Raw genomic sequence first — 18,106 nt, forward strand, 5'->3', positions numbered from 1 at the left:
GCAGCTACACTGCGCCATCAAACCAACGAGACCTTAAAATGAACTTACTTCTGCTCAGTAGTTCCCGTGCTGGCGACAGTGACTATCTGGCCCCGGCACTGGACCTTATCGCAGCACAGCTGGCAGAACGCCGCGAAGTGCTGTTTGTGCCCTACGCCGGCGTCACTGTGTCTTACGACGATTATCAGCAAAAAGTTCAGGCGGCGTTAAAGCCCTTGGGGCTGAAAGTGACTTCCATTCACCAGTTTGCTGACACAAAACAGGCGCTGCAGCAGGCGCAAGCGGTGATGGTCGGTGGCGGCAATACTTTTGCTTTGCTACAGCGGCTATATCAGCACGATTTAGTGGAAGATTTACGTCAGCTTGTGTTGCAGGGACTGCCTTACACCGGTTGGAGCGCGGGTTCTAATATTGCCGGCCTCAGCATTCGCACCACCAATGACATGCCGATCATTGAGCCGCCGTCGTTTCAGGCGCTCGGGCTGCTGCCGTTTCAACTGAACCCACATTACGCCAACTTTGCCCCGCCGGGTTTTCATGGTGAAACCCGCGATATGCGCATCGCCGAGTTTATGCAGCTGAACCCGGACACGCCTGTGGTTGGCTTGCCGGAAGGCACTGCGCTGAAACTGGTGAGCGGCAAACTCAGCTATGTTGGCAACAGCGACGCGGCGTTATTTCAGCGTGGAGTGAAATCGGTCATAGCACCAGACAGTGACCTGTCGGCGCTATTGATCTGAGTGATTGCTGGCTGCCAGCTGCTGCTTCAGCGCAACAGCCAGCTGTAAACATAAAGCATCGTCGGCCCCGTCTGGCGAAAACGGCAAAGTCGCAAGCTGTCGCAGTTGCAGACGGTTTGACAGGTCCGCCAAGGTTTCTGCCAGATAGTGCATATCCGGCGTGAGGATATTGGCAATGTAACCCAAAATCGGCACGCCGGCGCGACGTAGTTCGCGAACTGTCAGCAGACTGTGGTTCAGGCAGCCCAGTTTCACCCCAACCACCAACGCCACAGGCCATTGATGCCGCACCACCCAATCTGCCAGGTACTCGGTGGCGTTCAGCGGCAATAACCATCCGCCGGCGCCTTCAATCAGTTCAAACTGGCTGTTATGTTGTGGTAACAAGGTATCGAGCTGATGCAGGCTCAGCGTCTGGCCTTGTGCCAACGCCGCCAGATGCGGCGCTGTGGGCAGACTAAAACACAGTGGATTGACGGCGCTGAGACTTTGGCCTGTCACCGCCGCCAAGGCTTTGGCATCGGCATTGTTGCCGTCATGGTCGACGCCACTGGCCAAAGGTTTAAGCGCGCTGCAGTGATACCCCAGTAACTGCAGGCCCCGCAAGATGGCGCTGCTGCAATAAGTTTTGCCGGCGTCAGTATCTGTCCCCGTGACAAAAAACCGCTGCGGCCTTGTGTTTGATGCTGCGTCAGTCATGGCATCTGACCAAAAATAAACAGCACCTGATAACTGAGTGGCAGGCCTTGTGTCGTCAGATTACGCTGATAGGCGTCGGCAAAACGTTGCCAATAGCCGCGGCCAGCCAGACCTGGTACGCTGCCAGCCTTCAGGCCGGTATAGTTGGCTCCAACCTGCTTAAACTCGCGGGCCAGCGTAAAAACATCCGGAAAAAACAGCTGAAAAGTTTTTTGCTGGCCATGACAGCTCAAGCCGTTGGCTTTGGCTGCACGCAGATAATCAGCGACCGGACTGAAACTTAGCGTCGGCGGCACCTGACCGGTCTGGCGCCAGGCCTGCTGAAACTCATGCATCGACTCTTCCACCAGCGTAGTCAGCACAAAATGGCCACCCGGTTTTAACACCCGGGCAATTTCGGCAAAGACTGGCGCCGGGTCCGGACACCATTGCAGCATCAGCGAGCTGAACACTGTGTCGACGCTGTCATCCGGCAAAGGGATTTGCGCGGCATTGGCCTGAATAAACTGCCGGGCGATACCATGGCGTTTGGCTTGCTCCAACATGGCAGCACTTAAATCCAACGCGATCAGCTCGTCACAATAACTACTCAGATTGTGATGAAACCAACCCGGACCACAGCCTAAATCCAGCAAAGCGCCCTGTCGTTGCTGCGGCAAAAAACGCAAAGCATCAAAAGCCACCTCGCGCTGTAACCGCGCACTTTGTTCGTAAGTTTGTGCCGCTTTTCCGAAATGCGCACTGATTTGTTCTGCTTGCAGTTGGCTTTCCACCGAAAAATCCTGTGATAAATCTGTTAGTTAGAACCCACGATAACAGGCCTGGTTTGTACCAGGGCGCTTATAAGCACCGCAATTTGTGCCGGGCTGTGTGCGGCGGATAAACAAATGCGCAGCCGCGCCTGCGGCACTGTTGGCGGGCGAATGGCGTGCAGCCAAATACCGGCTTGTTTCAGCGCCTGACTCCACAACATCGCTGTGGTATTGTCCTGACAAAGGAGCGGCTGTATGGCAGTGACAGAAGCCGTCAGCGGTAAGCCTGCAGCGGCTGCCCCGCTGCGAAACAACCCGATATTTTCTGCCAGTTTGTCACGCCGCCACTGCTCGCGCCGGCATAAATCAATGCTATGCACCATAGCCAGGCAAAGCGCCGGCGACAGCGCCGTGCTGTAGATATAATGCCTTGATTGTTGCCGGATATAGTCAATCACATCGCGGCTGCCAGCCAAAAATCCACCCTGGCCTGCCAATGCTTTACCAAAGTTCGCCATCAGGCATTGCAGTTGCGTCGCTGTTGCTCCGCTGTGCTGCCAGCTGCCGCGCCCTTCTTCGCCAAGTACACCAATGCCGTGGGCGTCATCGAGCAGCAGCGGTTGCTGCGGCGATAACAGGGACAGCAGCGCGTGGCTGTCGGTGATGTCGCCGTCCATGCTAAACACGCCTTCGGTCGCCACCACTACGGCTTTATCCTGTGCTTTGACTAATAGCTGCCCGAGCGCCTGAAAATCCTGGTGTGGAAAACGCTTAAAACGCAGCTGACCATGCATCAACACATCCTGCATCGAGGCATGACAATATTTATCCAACAGCAACAGCTCGTCCGGCGCCACCAGCGCGCTCAGCATCGCCTGATTGGCGGCAAAACCGGAGCTGAATAACAACACGGCTTCGACACCCAGCCAGTCGCATAGTACGCTGCAAAGCTCCGCATGAGCCGGCTGAAAACCTGTCACCAGCGGTGAGCCGGTCGCTGCACTGCCGACACTTGACGCGGCATCAGCAAACGCCTGACGCAGTGATGGCGCGCTGGCAAGGCCCAGATAGTCGTTGCCGGAAAAATTCAGCAGCGTCTGGCCGTCAAAGCCAAGCAGACCGTCTGGCAAGGGTTGCAGCAACTGTTCCTGACGGTACAAACCCTGGTCGCGGCGCTGCGCCAACCATTGTTGCATCTGGGATAATTGCATTTTACTCAGACTGCGGCATGAAACAGACTGGGTTCCAGCTGCTCCTGAATAGCCTGCGCCATCGCGGCTTCGTGCGCTTCGTCAGACACATCGCCGCGCTGCTCCGGTTTTAAGCCGAGCTTAGCGAAGAGCTGCATATCGGCGTTGGCTTCCGGGTTTTCTGTAGTCAGTAATTTATCACCGTAAAAAATTGAGTTGGCGCCGGCCATAAAACACAGCGCCTGCATTTGCTCATTCATCCGGGTCCGGCCCGCAGACAAACGCACATGGCTTTTTGGCAACATGATGCGAGCAACGGCAATAGTGCGGATAAATTCAAAGCCATCTAAATCTTCGACATTTTCCAGCGGTGTGCCGGCAACTTTGACCAGCATATTAATTGGCACTGATTCCGGATGTTCCGGCAGGTTAGCAATCTGGCGTAACAATGCGGAGCGATCATTGGCGCTCTCGCCCATACCGACGATGCCACCGCAGCAGACTTTCATACCGGCGTCGCGCACGTGTGACAGCGTATCTAAACGGTCCTGATAAGTGCGGGTGGTGATGATCTCGCCGTAAAATTCCGGCGAGGTATCCAGGTTATGGTTGTAATAATCGAGGCCTGCGCCGGCCAGTTCCTGCGCCTGTTCGGCGGTGAGTTTACCGAGCGTCATACAGGTTTCCAGACCCATGCCTTTGACGCCCTGGATCATTTCCATGATGTAGGGCATATCGCGTTGTTTTGGGTTACTCCAGGCCGCGCCCATACAAAAGCGGCTGGCGCCCTGCGCTTTGGCGGCTTTGGCTTGCGTCAGAACTTTTTCGACTTCCAGTAAACGCTCACGCTCGAGGCCGGTATTGTAATGACCACTTTGTGGGCAATATTTGCAGTCTTCCGCGCAGGCGCCGGTTTTAATCGACAACAAGGTGCTGACCTGCACTTCATTGGCCGGAAAGTTTGCCCGGTGCACCAACTGAGCGCGAAACATCAAATCGTTAAATGGCAGCGCAAACAGTGCGTTTACCTCGGCCAAAGTCCAGTTGTGGCGCACTTCAGTCAGGCTTGGGTCAGTAAAAAGCGAATGCATAAGAGTCCCTGTATTTCGTTTGTCTTTGTCTGGGTTTGCCGCTAGTCTATCGGCGCGCCGCGCCTTGTCAACGCGTACCAGTTAATCAGGTTTACCAGTGGTTATTTTATGAGCATTGATTTGCAGTTTGACCGCCAGCATCTGTGGCACCCTTATACTTCGATGGCAAATCCTTTACCGGTGTACCCAGTCAAAAGTGCCACCGGCGTCTGGCTTCAGTTGGATGATGGCCGGGTTTTAGTCGACGGCACGTCCAGCTGGTGGGCCGCCATTCACGGTTACAACCACCCGCAGCTTAACGCGGCGGTGACCAATCAACTGCAGCAGATGAGCCATGTTATGTTTGGTGGCATTACCCATGCGCCCGCAGTGGAGCTGGGTAAGCTGTTATTGCAACTGGTGCCCCCGGCGTTACAACATATTTTTTATGCCGACAGCGGCTCTATTGCTGTGGAAGTCGCACTGAAAATGGCGCTGCAGTATCAGCTGGCGCGTGGTCATTCCGGTAAAACCCAAATGCTGAGCCTGCGTAAGGCTTACCATGGCGATACTTTTGCCACTATGGCGCTGTGTGATCCGGTCGATGGCATGCACGCGATGTTTCAGCGCCAGCTGACTTCGCATGTCTTCGCGCAAGCGCCACAGCGCGCTTTTGACGATGTATGGCAACACAGTGATGGTCAGGCACTGCGGGACATATTTCAGCAACATCACACCCAACTCGCGGCCTTTGTGCTGGAACCTGTACTGCAAGGCGCCGGCGGTATGCGGCTCTATCATCCGGAGTATCTGCGCCTCGCGCGGGAACTCTGTGACCAATATGACGTGTTATTGATTTGCGATGAAATTGCCACCGGCTTTGGCCGCACCGGCAAGCTCTTTGCGCTCGAGCACGCCGGTATCATTCCGGACATCATGTGCCTCGGCAAAGCCTTAAGCGGCGGTTATATCACGCTGGCGGCTACGCTTTGCACTAAGGCAGTGGCTGATGGCATCAGTAGCGGCGCTGTCGGTGCTTTGATGCATGGTCCAACCTACATGGCCAATCCGCTCGCCTGCGCCGTTGCCTGCGCCAGCTTGAAAATTATTCAAACCGGCGCCTGGCAGATGCAAGTCCAGCAGATAGAACAGCAGTTACAACAGTTAAAACGGCTCACGCAGTATCCGGCCGTCAAAGCCGTGCGGGTCTTAGGCGCGGTGGGTATTGTGGAGATGCAGAGCAATATTAATGTCGCTAAAGCGCAGGCGCTGATGGTGGCCCGCGGTGTCTGGATCCGGCCTTTTGGCAATCTGTTTTATCTGATGCCGCCGTATATTATCGAAGAAGCTGAGCTGTCGCAGCTGATTGCAGCGCTGGAGTTTATTGTGCAGCAGGATGTACTGCATCAGGCGCAGGCTTTGCCGGGCGCCTAGATTTGGTAGAAGAAACTTAACGCCGCCATAGCAATCAGCAGTAACGCCACCGAGTTGTATTGCTGGCGGTCAGTCGCACGGCGCAGCCGGAACTGATTTAATACTATGCTGAACAGACTAACCAGACAGCACCACCACAACAAATAAATCAACTGACCGGTTAAGGTCGGCTCCCAGTAATCGCGGATCTGAATGCCCCAATAGCGCACCAGGCCGGAATTCATTTCCGGTTTGGCCATATGGCTGAGGCCGAGCGCCACAATCAGAATGACCCAACCAATCACCGACAACCAATGAAAACTCAGCACCACCCAGTCCGGGCCTTTACGGCGGTTTTTACGCGGTTGGCTGCGAAGAGGCTCGTTCACTGCACTGTTCCTTCGGTTTGTGACAAGTTTTGCTTGTGCTTAGGCGCTGCCTGCGTATCATTACACCTCCTGAATTAAAATCAAACTTTTCTGAAGCGCAAGTTGGAGCCTGATGCATGACGCATGCAGTGATTAAAGACGTACTTGCCGGCCAGTATGCTGCCGGTGCCACTATTACCGTCAAAGGTTGGATCCGGACCCGTCGTGATTCCAAAGCCGGTATTTCTTTCCTCGCCGTACACGACGGCAGCTGTTTCGAAGCACTGCAAGCCGTCGCTCCGGCTGATCTGAATAATTATGAAACTGAGATTAAGCGTCTGACGACTGCCTGCTCTGTGATTGTCACCGGCACCGTGGTGAAATCTGAAGGTCAGGGTCAGTCTTATGAAATTCAGGCCACTCAGGTTGAAGTGCTGGGCTGGGTGGAAAATCCGGATACTTACCCGATGGCGCCAAAACGCCACAGTATGGAATATCTGCGTGAACAGGCGCATTTACGCGCCCGCACCAATATGGTCGGCGCTATTACCCGTGTACGGCATTGTCTGGCGCAAGCCATCCACCGTTTTTTCCACGAGCGTGGTTTTTACTGGATCAGCACGCCAATCATCACAGGCGCCGATGCTGAAGGCGCCGGTGAGATGTTCCGCGTCAGCACTCTGGATTTAGAAAATCTGCCGCGCGATGACAAAGGCCATATCGACTACAAACAAGACTTTTTCGGTAAAGAGACTTTCCTGACCGTTTCTGGTCAGCTGAACGTTGAAACCTACGCTTGTGCCCTGTCCAACGTTTATACCTTTGGCCCGACGTTCCGTGCTGAAAACTCCAACACCACACGCCATTTAGCAGAGTTCTGGATGATTGAGCCAGAAGTGGCTTTTGCTGAACTCAAAGACGTGGCGCAGCTTGCAGAAGACATGCTGAAGTACGTATTCAAAGCCGTATTGGCTGAACGGGCGGATGACATGGCGTTTTTCGCTGAACGCGTTGACGACAAAGCCATCAGCCGCCTGCAACAAATCGTTGAATCCAGTTTTGTGCGGATGGACTACACCGATGCCATTACTATCCTGCAAAACTGTGGCAAAAAGTTCGAATATGCCGTGGAATGGGGTGTGGATTTACAATCTGAACACGAGCGTTACCTCGCCGAAGTCCACGTCGGTGCGCCAGTGATCCTGCAGAACTATCCAAAAGACATCAAAGCATTTTATATGCGGATGAACGAAGACGGTAAAACCGTGGCGGCGATGGATATTTTGGCACCAGGCATCGGCGAAATCATCGGCGGCAGCCAGCGTGAAGAGCGCCTGGAGCAGTTAGACGCGCGGATGGATGCCATGGGGCTGAATAAAGAAGATTACAGCTGGTACCGCGACCTGCGCCGTTATGGCACTGTGCCACACGCCGGTTTTGGCCTCGGCTTTGAACGTTTAGTTTCTTATGTCACCGGCGTCGGTAACGTACGGGATGTGATTGCATTCCCGCGCACACCGGGCAACGCTGAGTTCTAAGCTCTGCCGCAATAAAAAAAACCGCCATCCGGCGGTTTTTTTTATTGGTGTTATTTATTGATAGTCGCTGAAAAACTCACTGACTTCCAGCACCGGCCGTTGCGGCGCCTCTGAGGCACAAGTACCGAGATAGAGATAACCAACAATTTCATCGTCTTCGGTAAGGCCCAGTGCCTGACGGACAAATTCGTATTGGGTGTAAGCACCAGTGCGCCAGATGCCACCAAAACCTAAGGCAAATGCGGCTTGTTGCATCGCCATCACAGCACAGGCTGCGGACTGTACCTGCTCTGCCACCGGCACTTTATGATGCTCGCGGCATTTGGCGATACAAGCAATCACCATTGGTGCGCGCAACGGCAATTGGCGGGCGCGTTCTAATAAATCGTTGGCAATGGCCGGATCTTCTTCCAGCGCTGCCTCAGCAAAAATATCACCGAGTTTTGCCAGGGCCTGTTTTCCAATAAACACGACAAAACGCCAGGGCCGCAGGCCACCGTGGTCCGGTACCCGCAATGCGGCTTGTTTAATCAGCTGTAAGGCTTCGCCTTGTGGCGCCGGCTCGGTCAGGCGGGAAGAGGAATAGCGGGTAGTTAATAAGGTAATGGCGTCCATAAATAAACCCTTAAGAAAGTCCCGCTAAGGCTAGCAAACTTCAGCTTCAAACGACAACATGATTTGCCCCTGCCACAGCTGAATGCGTTAAATTCAGGCTAAAACCGTTATTTTTCAGCAAATTAAACGCCAAGCGTACTTTGATAAAAGTCCTGATAAGCGATGCTGGCCTGTTGCCAGTCAAATACCTGGGCCATGCCGCGTTGTTGCACACTGCGATAACTGCGTTTGTTCTGATAAAGCGCCAAGGCCTGCTGTAAGGCGTCATAAAGCGCGTCGGCACTTGGCTCAGTAAACACGATACCGGTTGCACCCCGCGCCGGAAAACCAACTACAGTGTCTTTCAGGCCACCGGTGGCGCGTACCACTGGCACGGTACCGTAGCGCAAACTGTAAATCTGATTCAGGCCACAAGGTTCAAACAAACTCGGCATCAGGAAAAAATCACCGGCTGCTTCAACCTGATGTGACAGCGGTTCATCAAAACCTTCCAGCAACCGAAACTGCTGCGGAAACTGCTGTTCCAGCTGGCGTAGCGGCTGGATAAATTGCTGCTCACCGGTCCCCATCACCACCACCTGCACGGCAGTGTCGGATAAAAAGCGCTGTAACGCCGGAATTAGCAGACTAAAACCTTTTTGACCAGTGACCCGGCTGACACTGACAAACAGTGGTGCCGTGCTGTCCGGCAACTGGGCTTGCCTGCGCAGTTCTGCTTTACACAGCTTTTTACCGGCCAAATCGCTGGCATCGTAACGGGAAAACAGACTGAGATCGGTGGCCGGGTCCCAGCGGCTATAATCGCAGCCATTTAAGATGCCGCGAAAATATAGTTGTTTTTGCTGATACAGCGCCGACAAACCATTGGCAGCCGGTTCAGACAACAATTCGTCGCGATAACCCGGGCTTACCGTGTTGACCGCGTCGGCCTGCCACAAACCAAGCGCCAGCAAAGTAGTTGGCAATTCGGCCGGCAGCTGCCAGTGCGCAAGGCCCAGCAAGCTCAGTTCATGCCGGCCAAAGCCTTGTTGATAAGCGGCGTTGTGCACCGTCAATACAAACTTACTGTTTGCCAGCGGGCCATGGCGCATCTCTTTGAGGTAACAACTGGCCAGCGCACTTTGCCAGTCATGGCCGTGCACAATATCAATGGGGTCGGTTTTCTGCGCCAGATACTCCAGCGCAGCTTTGCAAAACATAGCAAAACGTTCGAGATTGTCCGGATAAGGTTGTTCGCCATCATCATAAGGCCGTGGCCGCTGAAAAAACTGGTGATGTTCAATCAGCGCCACCGGAATATCATCGACCACTGTATGCCGGACGGCACAACCATAGCTCTGACTGCCAAGGTTAAAATATAGCGACTGCCACTCTGGCGTGCAGCTGACCCCGTACAAAGCGCCATAACGTGGCATGATTATCTGCACTGAATGGCCGGCCTGCTGCAGGGCCTTGGCCAGACCGCGGGTTGCATCGGCTAAACCACCAGTTTTCAGCAAACCTTCAAATTCACTGCAGATAAACGCCAAACGCATGCCAACTCCTTAATCAAACCCGACCATAGCCCCTTTCGGGATCACCACCACGCCATCCGGAGATACATGGAAGCGTTGTTTGTCTAATACCGGATCTTCGCCGATCACAGTGCCGGGCGCAATCTTGACGTCTTTGTCGATAATAGCGCGGCGAATACGACAGCCCCGTCCGATGTCGTTATTACCCATCAGCACACTCTTTTCAACATAAGCATGGCTGTGTACGTGCACGTTGTAACCAAGGATGGAGTGATAGACGATAGCGCCACTGACGATACAGCCCGCCGCCACCATTGAACTGATCGCTTGACCAGTGCGGTTGGCTTCATCGTGCACAAACTTCGCCGGCGGCACTGGCGGTGTATAACTGCGCATTGGCCAGTATTTGTTGTAGAGGTCAATCGGCGGTACCACCGAAATCAAATCCATATTGGCTTCATAGTACGAATCGATAGTGCCGACATCACGCCAGTAACCACGGACTTCTTCTTTTTCACCGCGAATACGGTTACTGGAGAAGTCGTACACGTAAACATCGCCGCCTGGGAACAATTTGGGAATGATGTTATGGCCAAAATCGTGTTTGGAATCAACTTGCGCCGCATCTTCTTCCAGTACTTCAACCAAAGTTTTAGCTTCAAAGATGTAGTTGCCCATCGACGCAAGCACATAATCCGGCCGGCCCGGAATGGTTTTTGGATTGGATTTTGGTTTTTCTTCAAAGCCAATCATCCGGCCATCGGCGTCGACCTCGATAATGCCAAATTCGTGCGCATCAGCGACAGGCACCGGAATAGCGGCGACTGTCAGTTTGGCATTGTGCTGACGGTGGAATTCCAGCATCTGACGCACGTCCATTTTGTAGATATGGTCGCCGCCAAACACACAAACATGCTCTGGGTCCAAGCCTGAGATTAAATGCAAATTCTGATACACGGCGTCGGCAGTGCCCAGATACCAGTGTTTACCGGTTTGCATCTGCGCCGGGATCGGGTCGATAAACCGGCTGGTTAAACCGGTCACCCGCCAGGCCCGGCTTAAATGTTTCATCAGGGAGTGCGATTTAAATTGGGTAATGACAAAAATCTGCAGCAAATCTGAATTAACGAAATTGTTCAGCACAAAATCAATAATCCGGTAATTGCCACCAAAAGGTACTGCGGGTTTGGCACGGATACCGGTCAGCGGCGCTAAACGCGTCCCCTCACCACCGGCCAGAATCATCGTTAACACACCTGACATATCAGACTCCCTGTAGATTTCGACAAACTGCGCTTGCTGTTGCTGAATCAACTAAGCAAGGCCAATACCATGATTGGCAGTTACGCCGATAAATCCCGCTGTGCTCGGGATATACCACTGCGGCGTCCGGACCAATTTATGGCGGTCCGATGGCAACAGTATGACAACTCGCATTATTTTGGTGCAAAGTCTGTAGCTTGCACCAATTTGGCGTGTTGCATCCGTATGACAGCTACTAAACGTGGGAATCTGCTTTGGAGCAAGTGAAATCTGAAAAAATTGTTTTCAGGGCGGGCAACAACAAGCACGAGCGCTTCGGCCTGTTGTTGCCTGAGATATGAGAATGAATCACTACAGGCGTTAAATCCGTGCAGCGAGTTCAGCCCCCTGCCGGATCGCGCGTTTAGCATCAAGCTCTGCTGCAACTGAGGCGCCGCCGATCAGATGGCTGGTTACGCCCATGCAGGTCAATTCATCATGCAGACTGCGTTGGCTTTCCTGACCGGCGCAGATCACCACATGGTCAACATCGAGGCAACGCTGCTGGCCGTCCACTTCAATCCACAGACCTTCATCATCAACCCGCAGATATTGCACACCGGCTAACATGTCGACACCTTTTTTCTTCAGTGAACTGCGGTGGATCCAACCGGTGGTTTTACCAAGGCCAGCGCCGACTTTGCTGGTTTTACGCTGCAGCAGATAAATTTTACGTGGTGATGCCGGACTGATTTCCGCCGGTAACAAAGCACCGCGCTTTGCAAAAGATTTATCAATGCCCCAGTCCTGTAACCACAGATCCGGCTGTAAGGTCAGCGAATGCGGCTCTGTCAGATATTCCGCGACATCAAAGCCAATGCCACCTGCGCCGATGACGGCGACTTTTTGCCCAACCGGTTGATGGTCCCGCAATACATTGAGGTAACTCAGCACTTTCGGGTGGTCGGCGCCCGGCAGTTGCAGTGCTCGTGGCACTATGCCACTGGCAATGACGATTTCGTCAAAACCACCGGCTTTGAGGCTATCGGCAGTTTGCGGGCTGTTCAGCTCCAGCCGTACGGCATGACGCTTCAGCATCTCGGCAAAATACCGCAGGGTTTCATGGAACTCTTCTTTACCCGGCACTTGCTTGGCGTAATTAAACTGGCCACCAATTTTGTCGTCCTTATCAAACAAGGTAACCTGATGGCCGCGTTGTGAGGCATAGACTGAAAACGCAAGGCCGGCCGGCCCGGCACCGACCACAGCAATTTTCTTTGGTGTTGCAGCTGCACTGAAATTCAGTTCAGTTTCATAACAAGCCCGCGGATTCACCAGACAAGTCGCGCGTTTTTTCTGGAAAATATGGTCCAGACAAGCCTGATTACAGGCGATGCAGGTGTTGATGAGTTCAGCATGACCTGCAGCTGCTTTGTTGACAAATTCCGGATCGGCCAGAAATGGCCTTGCCATACAAATCAAATCTGCTTCGCCTTTGGCGAGGATGTCTTCACCGACTTCCGGCGTGTTAATCCGGTTTGTGGCCACCACCGGAATGCCGACCTGCTGTTTAATTTGTGCTGTGATCCAGCGAAACGCTGCGCGCGGTACCATAGTGCCAATGGTCGGCACCCGGGCTTCGTGCCAGCCGATGCCGGTATTGATTAAGGTAGCGCCAGCATCCTGTACCGCTTTGGCCAGCTCGACCACTTCATCGTAACTGTTGCCGTCTTCGACTAAATCCAGCATCGACAGGCGGTAAATAATAATAAAGTCGGCACCGCATTTGGCGCGCACCGCGCGGATAGTTTCCAAAGCCAGCCGGCAGCGGTTGGTAAAGCTGCCGCCCCATTCATCTTGCCGTTGATTGGTGCGCTGACAGATAAACTGATTAATCAGATAGCCTTCAGAACCCATAATCTCAACGCCGTCGTAACCGGCTTTTTTCGCCAAAGCCGCCGAATGGGCGAAATCTTTGATTGTGCTGCGGACCTGGCGGCCGGACATTGCTGCAGGTTTAAACGGCGTGATCGGTGATTGGATGGCACTCGGTGCCTGATTGAGCGGATGGTAGCCGTAGCGGCCGGCATGCAGCAGCTGCAAACAGATTTTGGCGCCATACGGGTGTACAGCTTCGGTCAGTAACCGATGTTTGCCGGTCTGCCAGAACCAGCTGAGCTGACTGCCAAAAGGCACCAGCGAACCACGTAAGTTAGGGCTGATGCCGCCGGTGATGATGAGGCCAACGCCACCTTTGGCGCGCTCAGCATAAAAAGCTGCCAGTTTGTTAAAGCCGTCTTTTTCTTCCTCAAGGCCGGTGTGCATGCTGCCCATAATCACCCGGTTCTTCAGCTGGGTGAACCCCAAGTCTAGCGCTGCTAATAAATGTGGATAAGACACTTTGGCCCCTCTGGTCATACCTGTTGAATATTGCCGAATGTAGCTGCTTTTTCTGTTGCTGACAAGCACCGATGTCCCGCGCGAGCGCGTCACTGACACACATTTTCTTACAAATTGCCGTCGAACCCCGCTGCTGAATTGGGTATCTTAGCCATAACTGTAAATGTATCGAAGGTTAGTTGAATGTCTGAGCAAAAACCTGGTTTTATCCGTCGTTTGCTGCAATCCGTGTGGCATGGGTTCCGGTTTATCCGCAATTTTGTATTAAATTTTGTATTTGCCGTGCTGTTTATTGGTTTTATCGCGGTGCTTTTCAGTGAGGAGGAATCCGTCCAGGTCGAGCCTTCAACTGCGCTGGTTTTGAACCTCAAAGGCGATCTGGTCGAAGAAAAACGCTGGGTTGACCCGGTGGAAAAAGCCATCAGTGAATCCACCGGTTCCGAAGAAGAACAGCCTGAGGTGCTGGTCCGTGATTTAGTGAAAGTCATTGATGAAGCGACGAAAGATGAACGGGTTAAAGTCATGGTGCTGACCTTGTCAGATCTTGGCAGCGGTTCACTGGATAAATTGCAGACCGTCGGCGCGGCGCTGGAGCGCTTTAAAGCTGCGGGGAAAAAGATTTTTGCCACTGGTGCTTATTACAGTCAAAACCAGTATTTCCTCGCCAGTTACGCCGACAGTATCAATTTAAATCCAATGGGCGCGGTGATTTTAGAAGGTTATGGCTCTTATCCGATGTACTACAAGGCAGCGCTGGAAAAACTGCAAATTTCTACGCATGTATTTAAAGTAGGCACCTACAAATCGGCGGTAGAGCCATTTACCCGAAATGATATGTCGCCGGAAGCCAAAGAAGCCAACAGCGCCTGGTTGCAGGAACTGTGGCAAAATTACAAACAACAAGTGGCAGAGCGCCGTGGTTTTGCGCCCGATAACTTTGACGAAACTTTTGCCCGCCTGTACGAGCGCATTAACGCCGCCAATGGTGACATGACGCAATATGCTTTAGACGCCAAACTGGTCGATAGCATCAAAACCCGTGAAGAGTTCCGTCAGGACATTATTGCACTGGTTGGTGAAGACAAAGAGCATCACACTTTTAATCAGGTGCATTACGACGATTACGCCAGTCTGGTGATCCCGCCTTTCCCAGTTAACAATCCGATGACTGACAAAGTCGGTCTGATTATTGCGCGCGGCACTATCGTTGATGGTAACGTCAAAGCCGGCATGATCGGTGGCGAAAGTACAGCAAAACTGCTGCGTAACGCTCGATATGACGAGAAAATCAAAGCTGTAGTGCTGCGCATTGACAGCGGTGGCGGCAGTGCTTTTGCTTCAGAACAAATAGCGCAGGAGATCCGGCTGTTAAAGGCAGCGGGCAAACCGGTGATTGCGTCGATGGGCGCTGTGGCTGCCTCGGGCGGCTATTGGATAGCCGCCCCTGCCGATCAGATTTTTGCCGCACCTACCACTATCACTGGTTCAATCGGTATTTTTGCGCTGTTCCATACCGCTGAAAATGCGATGTCAACGATTGGCCTGAATGTCGATGGCGTTGGTACTACTGAGCTGGCTGGCTTCTCCTCTGGCCTGCCACTGTTTAAAGGTTTATCAGGTGATGCGGAAAAACTGCTGCAACGCAGTATTGAAAATGGCTATGACGAATTCATTACGCACGTCAGCACGACCCGTAATATCGACAAGGCTCAGGTCGATAAAATCGGCCAGGGCCGGGTCTGGACCGGTCAGAAAGCCCTGGAATTAGGTCTGGTGGATAAGTTAGGCACGATGGAAGATGCCATCGCAGCGGCAGCAGAAAAAGCCAGCCTGAAACATTTTGATGTGCAGGTAATTGAACAGGAGCTCACAGAGCAGGAAAAACTGTTAGCCCAACTGTTTGGCAGCGCTAAAGCCTTTGGTTTATTGCCCGAGCAATCGGTCAGCCAGACACCGGTGCAAAAGCTGATGAAACAACTGAATCAGGAACTGTCGGTATTAAGCCAGTTTAATGATCCGAATGGTCTGTATTCGGTCTGTTTCGCCTGTCAGGTGCAATAACAACGCTGTTGATACAAGAAGCCGGTTCACACCGGCTTTTTTTATGTCCAGGGATGGACGGTACGCCGCAAATGCAGGTACGTGGTACCCAGAGCTTTTTTGGCGATGTCCTAAAAGCAAAAACCCCGCTTAAAAGCGGGGTTTTCTGTAATTTGGCGGAGAGAAAGAGATTCGAACTCTTGAAGGGCTACTAACCCTCGCCGGTTTTCAAGACCGGTGCATTAAACCACTCTGCCATCTCTCCGTGGCGCTTATATTAATCAAGACACTAAAAAATTCAAAGCACTTTTTTATCAATTAACATCTTGAATTGACTGAAAGAATGTTTTTTGTTCAGTCTGGCGGTTTTTTAGCAAAAGCAGTAGTCACCGGGAATTATTTTCAGTCCCAGTGGTCTTTTTAGTCATAGCGTCGCTGGCAACGATTCGGTATAGTCCATTGGTAACCAAGGAGAGTCTATGCAATATCAACAATCACAGGCCCTGACCAGCCACGACAGTGCTGCGGTCAATAAAGTTCTGCGTAACACTTATCTGCTGTTGGCGATGACGCTGACCGGCAGCGCTGTAGCAGCTGGCATTTCGATGGCGTTGGAACTGAGTGCCATGGCTGGCCTCGGTTTGTCGATACTCGCTTTAGTGCTGGTATTTGTTGTGATGAAAACCGCAGATAAAGCTTCAGGTATCGGCTGGGTGTTTTTATTCACCGCCGTGATGGGCGCGTCGATTGGTCCTATGCTGAACCGCTATGCCGCCCTGCCAAATGGCCCGGAACTTATCATGCAGGCATTTGGCGCTACTGCGCTGATTTTCTTCAGTTTGTCGGCTTATACCCTGACCAGTAAAAAAGATTTCTCATTTATGGGTAATTTTTTGTTTGTTGGTTTAATCCTGGCGTTTGTTGCCATGATTGCGAATATCTTCTTTCAGGTACCGGCGCTGCATCTGGCTATAAATGCAGTTATTGTGCTGATCATGTCTGGTTTTATCCTGTTTGATACCAGCCGCATCATTCATGGCGGCGAAACCAACTATATCCGCGCCACTGTCGGTCTTTATCTGAATATTTTTAACCTGTTCACGGCCTTACTGCAGCTGTTAGGTGTTTTCGGCAGCGACGACTAACGACAAGCCGGTCCATTTCCTCTAAAATGCCCCACTCGTTGGGGCATTTTTTTTAAGTCTATGGCCAATTTTGTTTTGTACATCCAATCAGACTGCTATGCCAGTCCGGTGCTTGACGACGTGCAGCGTTTTGTCACTGCGGCTATCGCACTCGGTCATCAGATTGACCATATCTTTTTTTATCAGCAAGCCGTGCAGGTGATTTGTCCGGAGATTGATTTACCGTCCGACGAAGCAGATCTGGCCGGACGTTTTTGCGACTTTGCCAGTATGCAAAATATCCCTTTATTATATTGCGCAACAGCAGCAGAAAAACGTGGCCTGCTGCGGGCCCGCCCCGGCTTTACTCTGGCAGGTCTCGCCGAATTTGGTATGCGTCTGGCTAACGCCGACAAACTGGTGCAATTCTGATGCGCCGCTGTGTCATTATTCAGCAACACAGCGCCTGGGTTGGCAGTGCCGCGCGCGAAGCGCAGGACCTTGCGCTCGCGCTGGCTGCCACTGACCATCAGGTCACGCTGCTGTACAGGGGCGCTGCAGTTACGCAACTTTTGCCACTGGCTCAACCGCTGGTAGTCAAAGATTTTACCGTCACGCAAAAACTGTTTGCGCTTTATGACATTACATTAGTTGCCGTCTGTCAGCAGGCGATGGCTGAATTTCAGCTATCAGCCGATGCGTTGCGTCTGGCAGTTGAAGTGCTGGATGAGGCTGGTCAACGCGCTCTGCTGGATCAGGCAGACTTTGTGTTGGTGATTTAAATGCGATTATTTCAAATCCATCAGGCAAGCTTGCCATCTCTGCTCACGCTGGTTCAGCCGGATGACAGGCTGTTGCTGCGCCGCGATGCGGTGTATTTGTTATTGCGTACACAAAACTGGCCTTGTCAGGTCAGCGTGCTGCAACAAGATTTACAGCAACGTGATGTTGCTTGCCCGGAGTCAGTCTCAATATTAAGCGATGAAGAATGGGTGGAACTGACCCTGCTGGCGTCACAGGTGATTGCATGTCCGGACTAAGCGCAGAGTTTTCGCATATCCCGCTGGATAAACATGGTTACCTGGCAGATTTAGCGCTTTGGAGCGAAGCTCTGGCGTTGGAGTTTGCCAGGCAGGAACACATCAGCATGACAGCGGCGCATTGGGAAGTCGTTTGGTTTGTCCGCGAGTTTTATCAGGAATACAACACCTCGCCGGCAGTACGTATTCTGGTCAAAGCCATGGCGGAAAAACTAGGCGCGGAAAAAGGCAACAGCAAGTCTCTGTTTTTGCTATTTCCGGACGGACCGGCAAAACAGGCTACCCGTATTGCAGGTTTACCCAAGCCGGCAAAGTGCTTATAGCATCAACGTTTTCCGGCGCTTGCCGCAGCGCGGCTATA

General features: G+C 52.6%; 18 protein-coding genes and 1 tRNA gene. 9 read left to right on the top strand and 10 right to left on the bottom strand.

Annotated features, from left to right (window positions below; translation table 11 throughout):
• Nucleotides 1-38: 38 nt before the first annotated feature.
• Nucleotides 39-740 (top strand): dipeptidase PepE, encoded by a 702-nt coding sequence (pepE, locus tag ABNT34_RS12390; RefSeq protein ID WP_348732072.1) that lies wholly within the window; start codon nt 39-41, stop codon nt 738-740.
• Here pepE and bioD read toward each other — a convergent pair.
• Genes bioD through bioB form a run of 4 tightly spaced genes read right to left on the bottom strand, consistent with a single transcriptional unit; the run spans nt 729 to nt 4,445 of the window.
• Complete coding sequence (bioD, locus tag ABNT34_RS12395; RefSeq protein WP_348732074.1) at nt 729-1,439, bottom strand: dethiobiotin synthase; 711 nt, start codon at nt 1,437-1,439, stop codon at nt 729-731. The genes pepE and bioD overlap by 12 nt on opposite strands.
• Nucleotides 1,436-2,212: a malonyl-ACP O-methyltransferase BioC gene (bioC, locus tag ABNT34_RS12400; protein WP_348732076.1), complete on the bottom strand. Its 777-nt coding sequence runs from the start codon at nt 2,210-2,212 to the stop codon at nt 1,436-1,438. Before bioC ends, bioD begins: the two co-directional genes overlap by 4 nt.
• Nucleotides 2,213-2,235: 23 nt before the next feature.
• On the bottom strand, nt 2,236-3,402 hold the full coding sequence (locus ABNT34_RS12405) for an 8-amino-7-oxononanoate synthase (protein ID WP_348732078.1): 1,167 nt from the start codon (nt 3,400-3,402) through the stop codon (nt 2,236-2,238).
• Between the two features lie 5 nt (nt 3,403-3,407).
• On the bottom strand, nt 3,408-4,445 hold the full coding sequence (bioB, locus tag ABNT34_RS12410; protein WP_348733711.1) for a biotin synthase BioB: 1,038 nt from the start codon (nt 4,443-4,445) through the stop codon (nt 3,408-3,410).
• Nucleotides 4,446-4,580: 135 nt separating this feature from the next.
• Between bioB and bioA the strand changes: the two genes are divergently transcribed.
• Nucleotides 4,581-5,885 carry an adenosylmethionine--8-amino-7-oxononanoate transaminase gene (gene bioA / locus ABNT34_RS12415; protein WP_348732080.1) on the top strand — a complete coding sequence of 435 codons (1,305 nt, stop codon included), beginning with the start codon at nt 4,581-4,583 and terminating at the stop codon, nt 5,883-5,885.
• Here bioA and ABNT34_RS12420 read toward each other — a convergent pair.
• The gene (locus ABNT34_RS12420) at nt 5,882-6,253 is read right to left on the bottom strand and encodes a hypothetical protein (RefSeq protein ID WP_348732082.1); all 372 of its coding nucleotides are present in this window, start codon (nt 6,251-6,253) and stop codon (nt 5,882-5,884) included. The two genes, bioA and ABNT34_RS12420, sit on opposite strands and share 4 nt — an antisense overlap.
• Nucleotides 6,254-6,369: 116 nt before the next feature.
• On the opposite strand from ABNT34_RS12420, the gene asnS reads away from it, so the two are divergent.
• Complete coding sequence (asnS, locus tag ABNT34_RS12425; RefSeq protein ID WP_348732084.1) at nt 6,370-7,770, top strand: asparagine--tRNA ligase; 1,401 nt, start codon at nt 6,370-6,372, stop codon at nt 7,768-7,770.
• 54 nt (nt 7,771-7,824) lie between these two features.
• Here the strand turns inward: asnS and ABNT34_RS12430 are convergent, their stop codons facing one another.
• From ABNT34_RS12430 to ABNT34_RS12445, 4 genes are all read right to left on the bottom strand, one after another.
• Entirely contained in the window at nt 7,825-8,385 is a 561-nt protein-coding gene (locus ABNT34_RS12430) for an NAD(P)H nitroreductase (RefSeq protein WP_348732086.1), read from the bottom strand.
• 122 nt (nt 8,386-8,507) lie between these two features.
• The gene (locus tag ABNT34_RS12435) at nt 8,508-9,920 is read right to left on the bottom strand and encodes a glycogen synthase (RefSeq protein ID WP_348732087.1); all 1,413 of its coding nucleotides are present in this window, start codon (nt 9,918-9,920) and stop codon (nt 8,508-8,510) included.
• A gap of 9 nt (nt 9,921-9,929) precedes the next feature.
• A complete protein-coding gene (gene glgC, locus ABNT34_RS12440; RefSeq protein WP_348732089.1) occupies nt 9,930-11,162 on the bottom strand; it encodes a glucose-1-phosphate adenylyltransferase in 1,233 nt (410 codons plus the stop codon).
• A gap of 360 nt (nt 11,163-11,522) precedes the next feature.
• A complete protein-coding gene (locus tag ABNT34_RS12445; protein WP_348732091.1) occupies nt 11,523-13,541 on the bottom strand; it encodes an NADPH-dependent 2,4-dienoyl-CoA reductase in 2,019 nt (672 codons plus the stop codon).
• Nucleotides 13,542-13,724: 183 nt separating this feature from the next.
• Between ABNT34_RS12445 and sppA the strand changes: the two genes are divergently transcribed.
• Nucleotides 13,725-15,602: a signal peptide peptidase SppA gene (gene sppA / locus ABNT34_RS12450; protein WP_348732093.1), complete on the top strand. Its 1,878-nt coding sequence runs from the start codon at nt 13,725-13,727 to the stop codon at nt 15,600-15,602.
• A gap of 153 nt (nt 15,603-15,755) precedes the next feature.
• Here sppA and ABNT34_RS12455 read toward each other — a convergent pair.
• Nucleotides 15,756-15,846 (bottom strand) — tRNA-Ser (locus ABNT34_RS12455).
• A 214-nt stretch (nt 15,847-16,060) separates the two neighbouring features.
• Here ABNT34_RS12455 and ABNT34_RS12460 point away from each other — a divergent pair.
• From ABNT34_RS12460 to ABNT34_RS12480, 5 genes are all read left to right on the top strand, one after another.
• Complete coding sequence (locus ABNT34_RS12460) at nt 16,061-16,726, top strand: Bax inhibitor-1/YccA family protein (RefSeq protein ID WP_348732095.1); 666 nt, start codon at nt 16,061-16,063, stop codon at nt 16,724-16,726.
• A gap of 75 nt (nt 16,727-16,801) precedes the next feature.
• On the top strand, nt 16,802-17,137 hold the full coding sequence (locus ABNT34_RS12465; RefSeq protein ID WP_348732097.1) for a DsrE family protein: 336 nt from the start codon (nt 16,802-16,804) through the stop codon (nt 17,135-17,137).
• Entirely contained in the window at nt 17,137-17,487 is a 351-nt protein-coding gene (locus ABNT34_RS12470) for a DsrE family protein (protein WP_348732099.1), read from the top strand. The genes ABNT34_RS12465 and ABNT34_RS12470 overlap by 1 nt, the downstream gene beginning before the upstream one ends.
• Nucleotides 17,488-17,745 (top strand): DsrH/TusB family sulfur metabolism protein, encoded by a 258-nt coding sequence (locus ABNT34_RS12475; RefSeq protein WP_348732101.1) that lies wholly within the window; start codon nt 17,488-17,490, stop codon nt 17,743-17,745.
• Nucleotides 17,733-18,068: a TusE/DsrC/DsvC family sulfur relay protein gene (locus ABNT34_RS12480; protein ID WP_348732103.1), complete on the top strand. Its 336-nt coding sequence runs from the start codon at nt 17,733-17,735 to the stop codon at nt 18,066-18,068. Before ABNT34_RS12475 ends, ABNT34_RS12480 begins: the two co-directional genes overlap by 13 nt.
• Nucleotides 18,069-18,106 lie beyond the last annotated feature (38 nt).

Origin of the sequence: Rheinheimera texasensis (assembly GCF_964031785.1) — a bacterium.
In the GTDB taxonomy this organism is placed as follows: Bacteria; Pseudomonadota; Gammaproteobacteria; order Enterobacterales; family Alteromonadaceae; genus Pararheinheimera; species Pararheinheimera texasensis_A.